The organism is Pseudobacter sp. (genome assembly GCF_051955275.1).
Taxonomy (GTDB): Bacteria; Bacteroidota; Bacteroidia; order Chitinophagales; family Chitinophagaceae; genus Pseudobacter.
In genome coordinates, this window is the sequence record NZ_JBQCGW010000121.1 from 1 (window position 1) to 12,929 (window position 12,929).

10 protein-coding genes are annotated in these 12,929 nt (G+C 46.7%); all 10 read left to right on the forward strand.

The features are described 5' to 3' along the window. Positions 1 to 455 (forward strand): GNAT family N-acetyltransferase (locus tag ACTHMC_RS10115; protein ID WP_440412993.1); only part of this gene is annotated, 455 nt, incomplete at its 5' end. 110 nt (positions 456 to 565) lie between these two features. Next, a complete protein-coding gene (locus tag ACTHMC_RS10120) occupies positions 566 to 1,120 on the forward strand; it encodes an RNA polymerase sigma-70 factor (RefSeq protein ID WP_440412994.1) in 555 nt (184 codons plus the stop codon). 88 nt (positions 1,121 to 1,208) lie between these two features. After that, on the forward strand, positions 1,209 to 2,219 hold the full coding sequence (locus ACTHMC_RS10125) for a FecR domain-containing protein (protein ID WP_440412995.1): 1,011 nt from the start codon (positions 1,209 to 1,211) through the stop codon (positions 2,217 to 2,219). 50 nt (positions 2,220 to 2,269) lie between these two features. After that, positions 2,270 to 5,797 carry a SusC/RagA family TonB-linked outer membrane protein gene (locus tag ACTHMC_RS10130; protein WP_440412996.1) on the forward strand — a complete coding sequence of 1,176 codons (3,528 nt, stop codon included), beginning with the start codon at positions 2,270 to 2,272 and terminating at the stop codon, positions 5,795 to 5,797. A 25-nt stretch (positions 5,798 to 5,822) separates the two neighbouring features. Continuing rightward, positions 5,823 to 6,578: a SusD/RagB family nutrient-binding outer membrane lipoprotein gene (locus ACTHMC_RS10135; protein WP_440412997.1), complete on the forward strand. Its 756-nt coding sequence runs from the start codon at positions 5,823 to 5,825 to the stop codon at positions 6,576 to 6,578. Beyond that, positions 6,518 to 7,387 carry a SusD/RagB family nutrient-binding outer membrane lipoprotein gene (locus tag ACTHMC_RS10140; protein ID WP_440413031.1) on the forward strand — a complete coding sequence of 290 codons (870 nt, stop codon included), beginning with the start codon at positions 6,518 to 6,520 and terminating at the stop codon, positions 7,385 to 7,387. The genes ACTHMC_RS10135 and ACTHMC_RS10140 overlap by 61 nt, the downstream gene beginning before the upstream one ends. Before the next feature lie 36 nt (positions 7,388 to 7,423). Continuing rightward, the gene (locus ACTHMC_RS10145; RefSeq protein ID WP_440412998.1) at positions 7,424 to 9,004 is read left to right on the forward strand and encodes a DUF5689 domain-containing protein; all 1,581 of its coding nucleotides are present in this window, start codon (positions 7,424 to 7,426) and stop codon (positions 9,002 to 9,004) included. Positions 9,005 to 9,057: 53 nt separating this feature from the next. Beyond that, positions 9,058 to 9,834, forward strand: coding sequence for an endonuclease/exonuclease/phosphatase family protein (locus ACTHMC_RS10150; RefSeq protein WP_440412999.1), 777 nt, complete (start codon positions 9,058 to 9,060; stop codon positions 9,832 to 9,834). A gap of 86 nt (positions 9,835 to 9,920) precedes the next feature. Then, positions 9,921 to 10,655 (forward strand): endonuclease/exonuclease/phosphatase family protein, encoded by a 735-nt coding sequence (locus ACTHMC_RS10155; protein WP_440413000.1) that lies wholly within the window; start codon positions 9,921 to 9,923, stop codon positions 10,653 to 10,655. Between the two features lie 18 nt (positions 10,656 to 10,673). Further along, entirely contained in the window at positions 10,674 to 12,872 is a 2,199-nt protein-coding gene (locus ACTHMC_RS10160) for an alpha-N-acetylglucosaminidase (RefSeq protein ID WP_440413001.1), read from the forward strand. Positions 12,873 to 12,929: the final 57 nt, after the last annotated feature.

The window sequence follows — 12,929 nt, forward strand, 5'->3', positions numbered from 1 at the left end:
TTAAAACAAGACCTGCCACACTGAATGATCTTCCTGTACTGGCTGAATTCCTACAGATGCTGGTAATTGCCGAAAGGCCATTTGACGTGACCTTGCAGGAAGGAGATCTGATATACTACGATCTCAAAGACCTGATCGAAAAAGAAAACTCAGAACTGATGGTGCTTGAAACCGGAGGGAAACTGGTTGGTTGCGGCTATGCGCAGATCCGCCCGGCAAAAACATTTCTGACGTATAAAGAATATGCTCATCTTGGTTTCATGTTCGTGCTTCCTGAACACAGAGGCAAGGGATTGAATCAGCAATTGATCGAAGCGCTGATGACATGGGCAAGATCGAAGGGGATGACCGAAGTTAGACTTCAGGTTTATACCGAAAATAAAGCCGCAATTAGAGCATATGAGAAAGCGGGGTTTCAACAGATCCTGACAGAGATGCGATCTGAATTACTATAACAAGCTTATTGAGTCGCCGTAATCGTTCTCATCATCCATCGCATTTTCCACTATTAATATTATCTTCATAATTAGTCTTTTTCTTTGCAGCATTAATTGTATATAACAATATGTTCCGGGAAGATATTTCAGTACATGTAAGCCGTTGGGTTCAAGGTGATGACACTTCATTTGAAGCGGTGTTCCATTATTACCGGCCAAGGCTATTGCGGTATACCTTTCGTTATCTGAGGAACGATGTAGCTGCAGAGGATCTCACCACGGAAGTACTGGTGAAGATCTGGCAAAACAGGCAATCCGTCAGCAATACAGCCACTTTTGAGAACTATTTGTTCACCATCGCCCGCAACTGCCTGATCAAGGCCTGGCAGAAGAAGGTGGACTTCCTGCTGGCGCTGGATGCAGGGGTAGAACCTGCTGACACCGCCAGGGCAACGGACCCTGTCATGTACAAAGAGCTGGAACAACATTACCAGGAAAGCCTGGCTACCCTCCCCGAACAGCGCCGCCGGATCTTTTTGCTTCACCGGGAACAGAACCTCAGTTACAGGCAGATTGCCGAGCACCTTAAAATCTCTCCCAAAACCGTTGAAAACCAAATCGCTGCATCTTTAAAACAATTGCGCACCCAGCTTGCACAATACCTCGCTTCCATTATCGTTTGACACCTCCCCCATATTAATAAATTGTTACCCATAGGGGTACTTTCTGAAAAAAGGATATACACAGGTAAGAGTCTAAACTTTTACCATAATGCAACAACTACCAGTTGATAAAGAGCTACTCCGATTATATATGGATGGCAAATGCTCTAAAGAGCAATTGGCTGTCGTCCGGGAATTCCTGACCAACCCAGCCTACAGGCAGAGCCTGGAAGAATGGTTGAAAATGGATTGGCAGGATGTTTCAAGCCAGCACTATGATGAGGAAGAGAAATCTCCAGAAATATTCCGGCAATTTCTTTCCATTGTTCAGCCTGCGGTTGAGCAAACTCCCGTAAAACGTATTGTTTCCCGCCGATGGTGGCAAGTGGCTGCCGCTGCCGTTTTCATTGGCGCCCTGGGGTTTATTGGATGGCATTGGAAACAGGAGGAGCAAAACAAACAGCTGGCACTCCTGGAAAACAAAATAGTGCGGGTCCATAATGAAGCAGGAAAACGCACCATGATCCTGTTACCGGATAGTTCACAGGTATACCTGAATGCCGCCAGCAGCCTGCAGTACAATAAGAATTTTGGCAAAACGAACAGGAATGTAGCACTGGAGGGCGAGGCGTTCTTTATTGTTAAACACGGAAAAGAATTCCCTTTCAGTGTACGCAGCGGATCCATCACAACTGTGGATATCGGCACAGCATTCAATATCAGGTACCGCAATTCCGATCCCATAGTTAAAGTGGCTGTGGCCGAAGGTGCTGTGAACGTACAGTCCGGAGGAACAATAGTTTCTCTACTTACACAAAAACAGCAATTAAGCTATCACACCGCCACCAGGAAAGCAACCGTGCAACAGTTGCCGGATGCTGCAACCATTGGAGGCTGGAAGGATGGTATCCTCAGCTTCCATAAACAATCATTACAGGAAGTTGCCGGGGAACTGGAAAGATTCTATGATATCCATATCCGCTTCGCAGACCCCGCAACTGCGGATTTGCTGATCACTACCAGTATCCATAAAGCATCGGTCAGAGAAGCACTTGAAATCATTGCCCTCACAGCAGGTGTTCAGATACACCAGTCAACAAATGAAGTACTGATCAAATAAGAAAACATTCAGATAGCCACTCATTCAATTAAATACATAACTCCTGAAATATGAATAACAAGCGAACGCGATATTCATACCTGATACGAAGCGTGAAAGCACTCCGTGCTTTTTACATACTTTGCACCCTTTTGTTAAGTACAGCCTTAATAGCGCAGGATATCAATAAAAAGATATCCGTTCAATTCAACAATACTCCTTTACGGAACGCATGCACGAATATCGAAAAGCAAAGCGCATTCATTTTTTCCTTTTCTGAAAAAACATTACAGGCCTATGGGAAGAATATTACATTCAACGCATCCAATGCAACGGTAAAAACAGTACTGGACCACATTTTTGAAAAGAGCCCTGTTACTTACTCCATCAAAGGGAATATGATCTTCCTGTTGCCCTCTCCTAATTACAAAGCACCCGCAACAGAACCCGCGCAGCGCACTTCACTGATCACTTTAAAAGGCAGGGTGATGAATGCAGACGACAGTTCTGCTGTATCCGGTGTAACCATCATGGGCGACCAGAAAAAAGTGAGCGGTATCACCGATGCGAAGGGATTATTTTCCATCACTGTTGCCGCCAATACTGAACTGGTATTCTCTTCCATCGGTTTTGAAACACTCAATCAGCAGTTTGGCCAGAGCCAGGACAATATCATCATCCGGCTCAGACCTTCCGCCAGCCAGCTCAGTAATGTGGTGGTTACTGCACTTGGTATCAAACGGAATGAAAGAGCCTTGGGCTATGCTGTAACCAAAGTAGATAATGAACAATTGACAGATGCCGTATCAGGCAACTGGCTGGACGCCCTTTCCGGGAAAGTGGCTGGCCTGAATATGATCAGGTCCAATGGCGGACCTGCCGGTTCCAATAAGATCATCCTCAGAGGAGAGAATAACCTCACCGGTGAAAATGAAGCGCTGATTGTGGTGGATGGTGTTGTAGTTAGCAGTGGCAGCGGCCGCCGTACAGCAACAGGTGGTTCCGCATCCGCTCCGTCTGATGGCGTGCAGCCTACTGATTTCGGTAGCGGCATCAATGATATCAACCCTGAAGATATAGAAAGCGTTACGGTGCTTAAAGGTCCTGCTGCATCTGCATTGTATGGCCAGCGTGGCGCCAACGGCGCTATCGTTATCACCACAAAATCCGGAGGCGCCAAAAAGAAAACGATCGGTATCAATTTTACCTCCAACGCCTCTGCTGAAACTATCAACCGCTGGCCAGATATGCAATATAAATACGGACAGGGCTTGAACGGGGAAGCGTATTACTCTTACGGCAATACTTCCGATGGTGTGAGCAACGGCAATACCAGCGTGGCCTGGGGCGCACCATTCAATGGACAAAATTTCTACCAGTACGACCCCGTTACACAAACTACCGGCACAGAAAGAACACCCTGGGTACCGTATAAAAACGCACTCAAAGATTTCTTTGAAACCGGCACCACCTTTACCAATACCATCGGCATCGATGGAAAGATAAAAGACCATACAAGTTGGAGACTATCAGCTTCCTATGGCAAGAACAACTGGATCATTCCGAATACAGGGTATGATCGCGCCAACGCCACCTTATCGCTGAACTCAAAGATCACTTCCAAACTGAACCTGAGTTTGAAAGCGAACTATACCAACAGGACCAGCGATAACCTGCCCGGCATGGGATATGGCAATCAGTCTGTAATGTACTGGTATGTGTTTTGGGTACCCAACGGAAATATCAACTGGTTGAGGAATTACTGGGTGAATGGCAAAGAAAAGGAACAGTTGGCTGATGTATTTACAACAGCCCCGGAAAATCCTTATGCCGTATCATATGAATTCATCAATGGATCCAGGCGTAATGGCATTACAGGAAATATCCAGCTGACCTATAACCTAACAAAGGAACTCAGCCTGATGGTACGTGGAACCATGGATCGTACGGATGACGACCGCTGGCAACACCGGCCTTTTACGGCCTACCGGCTTCCTACAGGTTCCTACCGTACACAGGATATCATCTCACAGGAAATCACCGGCGACTTCCTGTTGAAGTATGATAAAAAGATCAACAAGGATTTCCGGATAACCAGTTCACTGGGCGGCAGCAGACTGAAGAACCATTATTACAAAAATGAAAAGAGAGCGGATGGCCTGAAACTGCCTGATGTGTACAGCTTCGACAATGCAGCCAATGCGCTTGTGTATATTCCCGATACCAGTCGCTTTGAGATCAACAGTTTCTACGGTCTGATCTCAGCAGCCTACAAGAACTGGCTTTACCTGGATATTACCGGAAGAAAGGACTGGAGCAGTGTGCTGGCCACCCCTTACCGTAAGGACAATGTAGGTTTCTTTTATCCTTCGGCCAGTCTGAGCTTTATAGCCTCAGATTTTTTCAAACTCTCTTCCACTATCAACTACCTGAAGCTCCGTATGTCGGTAGCCCAGGTAGGCAGCGGCGGAACCACTCCTTACCGTACTGCTTACCTGTATAACCTGGCAGCCAATGGAACATATCCAGACAGTTCACTGGCCAATCCGGCAATGATCCCCAATCCCAATCTGAAACCACTGAAGACAACCACCTATGAAGTGGGCGCCGATGTGAAACTTTTTGATAGCCGCCTGGGAATTGATGTAGCCTTGTACACAGGCCATACAAAGAACCAGATCCTGGAACGCATTGTAGACCGCTCTTCCGGCTATACCCGCCAACTGATCAATGCCGGCCAGATAGATAATAAAGGCATTGAGCTCACAGTGAACATCGTTCCTTTGAAAATGAAGAATTTCAAATGGACCACTTATATGACCTATGCTGCTAACAGAAACAAAATTGTAAAACTTTCCGGCGACGACACTTCCGTTGTATTGAGAACGGGCGCTGTGGGCGGCACGCAGATAGTGGCCAAAGTAGGCGGCAGCATGGGAGATCTGTATGGCATCGGATTTCAAAGATCGCCTGACGGGCAGGTGGTATATTCCAATACCGGAATTCCCCTACTCACTTCCACACCTGTTTTTCTTGGTAATTCCATGCCTAAGTTCAGGGCCAGTTTCGGAAATGAATTTGCATACAAACAGTTCCGGATGAATATCCTGTTTGATGCGCAATACGGCGCCGTGGCCCACTCCTATACCTATGCGCGATTGGCTGATTTCGGAAAAATTGAAGCCACTGTACCGGGTAGATACAGTGGTATCACCGGCAAAGGAGTGATACAGAACCCCGACGGCTCTTACAGGCCCAATGATGTGGTGGTGATCGGTGGTGAACAACTCAGATCATCCTTTTATCCCAATATGATGGGAACCCCCAATGCAGAAGGCGCCACCTACAAAACGGATTTCATTAAACTGAGGGAAGCAAGGATTGAATATTCACTGCCTGCAAAGTCCCTGAAGAAATTAAAACTCTCCAGGCTCACGGTAGGTGTTTATGGCCGTAACTTATTCACCTGGACCACCTGGCCATTGTTCGATCCAGAATTCGGTACATTGTCCGGCACGGATATCGTACAGGGGCTTGAAGTTGGACAGTTTCCCTCTACCCGTACATATGGTTTTAACCTGACACTCGGCATCAACTAACCGGAGTCATTTAAAATAAAAACAGATGAAACGCACTGTAGCATTTTTATCCCTGGTAATGCTGACCATCAGCTTTACTGCCTGTGATAAAGGATTTGAAAAAACAAATACAGACCCCATCAATATCATCAGTTCAGCTCCTGAAAAATTATTGTCGCCCGCACTGGTGAATGTTCTATCCGCCAATATGAGCCGTAACAGGAGTTTTAATAACGAACTCATGCAGGTCACAGTTACGCAGAGTGAAGATGAGTTCGCTGTATTCAGGTATGATTTCCGTCCAAGCCTGGCTGATCTTACCTGGAATGCCTGGTATTCGGAACTGACCAATATCAGGGACATATACACTATCGCTTCCACACCGGAATATCAGAACGATTCTTACAAAGGAATTTCACTGATCCTGGAAGCCTGGATCTTTCAAATGTTGACAGACACTTATGGCGATGTGCCGTATACAGAAGCCAACAGGGGAAAAGAAGGACTGGTAGAACCTGTCTTCGACAAGCAGAAAGATATCTATCAGAGCCTGCTGCAGAAACTGGAGCAGGCCAATACACTGCTATCGGCCGGTGTACAGATTGTTGGCGGCAGTGATCCCATCTACCACGGTGATACCGGGCTCTGGCGCAAACTGGCCAACAGCCTCCGCCTGCGGTTGCTGCTGCGCATTTCCGGAAAAGCTGAATTGTCTCTGACGCCATTGCACAAATCAAACAACTGGCAGAGAATCCAGCTCAGTTTCCCGTATTCAACAGTAACGCAGAGGCGGCGGTATTGAAATGGAATGGGACCATTGTAACCACAGATCCCTTTACAAACCCAACAGTTACCAGTCTCCGTGAGCTTGATTTCAATATACCCTCCATCTGCAATTTTTTTATCCTGAAACTGAACAGCTGGAACGATCCGCGCATCGATATCAGCAACACCTATGGCACCGGGTCCCGTAACAGGATGGGTATTGCTCCCGGTCCGGGTGGTTTTATCGGCATCGAAAGTGGTTATACCCCGGGGGGCGGCGGAGAAACCAAGCAGTCTTATTTCTATTCATACAGTAACTCCGATTTTTCCATCCAAAAGAGCCCGCTGGCAGGTGGTGTGATCATGAGCTATGCAGAATTGCAATTCATATTAGCGGAAGCGGCAGCAAAGAACTGGATCACTACGGGAAGTGCTGAAGAATATTATTACAAGGGGATCGCTGCCAGCATCAACTATTGGGTCCCGGCATTTCCAGAAGACATCACCAATCCCGTTTTCACCAGCTACATAGCGGCTACCACCGGAATTGAATGGGATAACAATCTAATACTGGATAAGCTCACGGGCGACAGTCAAATGGAGCGTATCCATTTGATGAAATACTACAGTCTTTTTCTCAACGACTTCCAGCAATGGTTCGAATACAGGCGCACCGGGCATCCGATATTACCTAAAGGTGCAGGATTGAAGAACGGGGGAATAATGCCCGCCCGGATGAATTATCCCATTTATGTGCAGGCAACCAATCCTACCAATTACAGCAAAGCTGTACAAAGCATGGGTGGTGATGCAGTGAACACATTGATGTGGTGGCAAAAACCATAATTAACAATAGCCGTCAATAAAAATATTCAAGGTAATATGAAGAAGTTAATCCAACATAGTTTTTTGCTGGGCATGGCAGTGATGATTCTGGGAGGTTGCGATAAAACCGGCAATTTCCCCGGTGCAGAGGTGAGCCCGTATGTGGCCATTTTCGATCTGCGGAATATGTACAATGGAGCCGATCTCAAGCTGAGCCCAGCTTCCATGCAGGGTTATTCCGGCATCTCAGGCACTGTTGTTTCCGATCATCGCGGTAACAATATGAAACCAGGACTGCTGATGGTGCAGGACAGGTTACGTTTGAATGAACTGCGTGGTATTGCCATCAATATCGGAGAAGATGCAGCGCAATATATTCCCGGTGATTCAGTCACCATCAACCTTTCGGGTGGTGTAATGAAACGTGTGGATGGATTGCTGCAGGTGGAAGGCGTAAGCCCTTCTGCGGTGAAGAAAGTGGCATCCGGCGTTACCATTTCCGTGAATCGGGTTCCCAGCACCAATATCCTGGCTGATCCCGGTAAGTATGAAAGCACTGAGATCGTGATCGTAAAAGGAAGCTTTGTTCCTGCTGCCGGTAGCTCAGACACCTACAGCGGCGATAAAACAGTGAACGATGGATTTGACAATATTCCGTTCAGAACAGAACCTGCTGCAAGTTTTGCTAATGAGCATGTGCCAGGTCTTGCCAATTTTTTTGGTGTGATCGATTATACACGCGACAACAATGGCAACTATAAGCCTCGCTTCCGGATCCGGAACTCCAATGACATCAGGGTGCTGAGCTCCACCATTACCCAAACCCCGATCGTTATTTCAGGTTTCATGGCCGATGTGGAAGGCACTCCCGATCCGAACGGAGAATATATTCAGTTCCTGGCCACCAGAGATATTGATTTTTCGGTTACTCCTTACTGTGTGGTAACACATAATACCAACTCCGGATATCAGCCTACGGGTGTTCCTGTAAATGGCTGGGCCATGGGCGGCAGCCGTTCCTACAAATTTGATCTTACGAGTGGCACCGTCAGCAAGGGTGAATATTTCTATGTGGGCAATTCCGTGAAACTGATCAATGGCGCGGGCTCAACCAGTATCGCCAATGCCAAATGGATCGTTTCAAGGAATACACAAACCACACCCGGTGATGGGCTGGGCAATGCGAATGCAGATCTCCTGCTCAATGGCGTGAGCCTTTTTACCGATGGCATTGCTGTTTTTGAAGGTACCAGCATCGATAAGAACTCAACACCCTCCGATGTGATCATCACAGGATACAATGGTGCTATCCTCAATATCGCACAAAACGCAGGTCTGCGCATCGGCAATACAGACTGGTATGATATCGTGAATCCTGTTACGCTGGAACCACAGCCGTTCTACAAACAGGGATCCAATACCATTTGCCTGTTGCGTCCCTCACCCACCAATGTGGGATGGTTCTATAAACTGGGAGGCGTTTACAACGCGAGCCTCGGCCGCTGGTCAAAAGCCAGATCACAAGGTGCTGTTGATCTGGATAAAACATCCACACTGAACGACCTGGAAGGTGAAGGTACAGTAGTGGTTACAGGCGGCGGCACAGAAGTGCGTAAACCAACCCAGGTGATCGATTAAAGATGATTACAGCAATGCAGCGTATACTGATGGTTGTTATAATTGTTGTATTTGTGCAAGGTTGCACAAGTCAGCAGCGTGCTGCTCCGGATCCGGAACGGCACGCTCCTGCTTTCGTTAAACGATTCCTTACCTACAATGTGCTCACAGGATTTCAGAAAAATCCACTGCAGTCCGATAAATTTATTGAATGGGCAAAAGATAAAAATTTTGATGTGATCGCATTCCAGGAGCTGAGCACATTTACCCAGGATTCGCTGGAGCGCTTTGCACGCAGGTACGGTCACCATTTTGCAATATTGAATAAAGGGAACGGATCGCCTATCGGTATTACATCAAAGTACCCGTTCACCAATACTGAAAGGATCTCTGGCAACATGCACCATGGCTGTATTTATACACAAACGGGTAATGTACATTTCTTTGTTACACACCTCAACCCTTTCAGTTATGAAAAATGTGTTGAAGAGATGAAGGGAATAATCGCCAGGGCTGCCGCTATTCCTGCTACCGAAAAGCTGCTTATTGCCGGCGACCTCAACTCCTTCTCCCCTGCTGATAGCCTGAATTATCCGGGAAAGCGGCGGTACGGAGTGGTGCACAGCTTGCTGGATGCTGATTTTACAGATGTATTCCGGCAGTTCCATCACCAGTTTGAATTCAGTTTTCCAACAACAACGTATCAATATAAAGTGAAAACACCTGCCAGGATCGATTATGTATTCGCCAATAAAACGGCATTATCAGAACTGACCGCTGCAGAAATCATCAGGGACAGTATTACGGATGGCTTATCTGATCATTATCCGATATTGGCTGTATTCAAATAGAAAAGAATATTAACATGAAGAAACTACTCTCAGGAATATTGCTTTTGTTATCCTTTGCCTGTCAAAGGAAGGCGGCTGTTCAAACAATGTCCGCAACACAGGAGCTCCGCGTATTGTGTTACAATATCCATCATGCCAACCCGCCGGGAAAAACCGGCTTCATAGATATCGATGCCATTGCCCGTGTGATCAGGGAGGCCCATCCTGATATTGTTGCATTGCAGGAAGTGGACAGGAATACAAACCGGAGCGGACGTATCGATGAGGCAAAAGAACTGGCAGAAAAAACAGGGCTGCAATACCAGTTCTTTAAAGCCATCGATCATGATGGTGGAGAATATGGGCTGGCAATACTCAGTCGTTTTCCACTGACCAACACTAAACTGATCCCGCTACCTCAGGCCATAAAAGCGGAAGACAGAATACTGGCGTTGGCTACATTGAAGGTAAATGGGCAAAACATCATTTTTGCCAACACCCACCTTGACGCTACCCGGACGCATGAAAACAGGATTTTGCAGATGAAGGAGATCCTGAAAACAGTGGAACAGGAAAAACTACCCATCATTCTTTGCGGTGACCTGAACAGTGTTGCAGGATCTGAAACCATCAACCTGTTGGATATGCAGTTCAAACGTACCTGTATTGATAATTGCGCCGGCACAGTGCCACAAAACAATCCCACCCGGACAATCGACTTCATAGCATCGCGGAATGCAGACTGGACCTTACTGAAATACCAAGTGATCCCGGAAACCTATGCTTCCGACCACCGTCCGGTTTTAGCCGTCTTCAAACTTTCAAACAACAATCCTAAATAATCCACCCATATTTTGATTATGCAATTCAGGAGTTTACTGTTAACTGTTGTCCTCTTTGCTGCAGTCAAAGCAGCTGCCGCCACCGGAAAAGATTCCGTAACAAGTGCCGCTTATGCACTGATCAAACGTATATTGCCGGAGCGGGTACACAAAAATTTTGAAGTAGTATTGATTGAATCTACCAACGCAAAGGATGTTTTTGAATTGTATTCAAAAAATAACAAGATAGTACTTGCGGGGTCCAATGGCGTGGCCATTGCGAGTGCTTTGAATTACTATCTCAAACACTATGCGCATTGTGATATCGGCTGGAACGGCAGCAACCTGACTATTCCTGATCCCCTGCCACTTGTACCTGATACCATCAGGCAGGCTACTCCTTATACGTACCGTTACTATCTGAATTATTGCACGTTCAATTATACGATGAGCTGGTGGGATTGGGAAAGGTGGGAGAAAGAAATTGACTGGATGGCTTTGAACGGCATCAATATGCCATTGGCCATCACAGGCCAGAACATAATCTGGTACAGGGTGTACAAACAAATGGGATTCACGGATAAAGACCTTGAAAGTTTCTTCAGTGGTCCGGCCTATTTCAACTGGTTCTGGATGGGCAACCTGGATGGCTGGGGAGGCCCGCTGCCCATGAGCTGGATGAAAAGTCATGAAGCGTTGCAAAAGAAAATCCTTGCCAGGCAAAGAAGCCTGGGTATGACACCTGTATTGCCTGCTTTTACGGGGCATGTACCACCTGCCTTCAAAAAGAAATTCCCCAATGCCAATCTGAAACAAACCACCTGGTCGAAGTTTCCGGCGGTATCCATACTCGATCCGGAAGATCCCCTCTTCATGGAGATCGGCAAAAACTTTATACAGGAACAAACAAAAACCTTCGGCACCGATCATTTGTATTCTTCGGATACTTTCAATGAAAACAAACCGCCCACCAACGACAGTACTTACCTGAGTGAGATCAGCAAAAAAGTATACCAGGCCATGGCTGCCGCTGATCCGGAAGCAAAATGGATCATGCAGGGGTGGTTATTCCATTTTCAATCTTCTTTCTGGAAGCCCACACAAATAAAGGCTATGCTGAATGCAGTGCCTGACGATAAAATGATCATTCTCGATCTCTGGAGCGAGAACAATCCTGTATGGAATAAAACCGAAGCATATTATGGCAAACCCTGGATCTGGTGCATGCTGCACAATTTCGGGGGCAATATCAGTATGTATGGGAGAATGGATGAAGTGGCAGCAAAGCCGGCATCTTTGATCGATCAGCCGGAAACAGGACAACTGAGCGGAATCGGTCTCACACCTGAAGCCATCGAACAAAACCCGGTGATGTATGCACTGATGCTGGAGAATGTTTGGCGCAATCAACCCATTGATCTTACAAATTGGTTGAAAGATTATGTATTCCGCCGGTATGGTGCGCGCAATGCAGCTGCAGAAAATGCCTGGATGATCCTGAAGCAAACCGTATATAATGCTGGAGTATCCAACGGAGGACCTGAAAGCATCATCACTGGCCGTCCCACTTTTGCAGCTAAAGCAGGTTGCACTAACACCACAAAAGGATATCGCCCCGCTGAGATCCTGCCTGCATGGGAGTTGATGCTCTCCGCGGCAGATAAACTAAAAGCCAGTGAAGGTTTTCGCTATGACCTGGTGGACCTCACCAGGCAGGTGCTGGCGAATTATGCAGATACCTTACAACGCGAGTTTGCCAAAGCTTACCAGGAAAAAGACAGAGCCAGGTTCACCAGTTTATTTAATCAGTTCACTGCAGTGATCAACGACATGGACAGGCTGCTGGCTTCACAAAAGGATTTCCTCTTAGGCCGCTGGTTGAATGATGCTGTTCGATGGGGCAACAACGCCGCAGAGAAAAAACTATACGAAAGGAATGCCCGCAACCTGATCACGTTATGGGGTAATCAGAATAGCAGTCTGCATGAATATGCCTGCAAACAATGGTCAGGTATGCTGAAGGACTTTTACCTGCTGCGCTGGCAACAGTTTTATTCTGCGGCAATTGATGCGCTGAATAGCAACAGGAACTTCGATCAAAAATCCTTTGAAGAGAAAATGAAGGCCTGGGAATGGCAATGGGTAAACAAACAGGATAAATTCAGTGATGTTCCGGCGGGAGATCCGGTGGTGATTGCAAAGGAATTGTTTCAGAAGTATTGGGGTAAGGTGAAATAGAAAATCCGGGCTGCGCGCTTCAGCCCGGGCTTTACAAAAAGGAATAAAAATTCCTCT

Excerpts from the sequence above, each read along its gene's own strand:
- ACTHMC_RS10145 (WP_440412998.1), top strand. The coding sequence starts at position 7,424 with ATGAAGAAGTTAATCCAACATAGTTTTTTGCTGGGCATGGCAGTGATG.
- ACTHMC_RS10160 (WP_440413001.1), top strand. The coding sequence starts at position 10,674 with ATGCAATTCAGGAGTTTACTGTTAACTGTTGTCCTCTTTGCTGCAGTC.
- ACTHMC_RS10130 (WP_440412996.1), top strand. The coding sequence starts at position 2,270 with ATGAATAACAAGCGAACGCGATATTCATACCTGATACGAAGCGTGAAA.
- ACTHMC_RS10120 (WP_440412994.1), top strand. The coding sequence starts at position 566 with ATGTTCCGGGAAGATATTTCAGTACATGTAAGCCGTTGGGTTCAAGGT.
- ACTHMC_RS10155 (WP_440413000.1), top strand. The coding sequence starts at position 9,921 with ATGTCCGCAACACAGGAGCTCCGCGTATTGTGTTACAATATCCATCAT.
- ACTHMC_RS10135 (WP_440412997.1), top strand. The coding sequence starts at position 5,823 with ATGAAACGCACTGTAGCATTTTTATCCCTGGTAATGCTGACCATCAGC.
- ACTHMC_RS10125 (WP_440412995.1), top strand. The coding sequence starts at position 1,209 with ATGCAACAACTACCAGTTGATAAAGAGCTACTCCGATTATATATGGAT.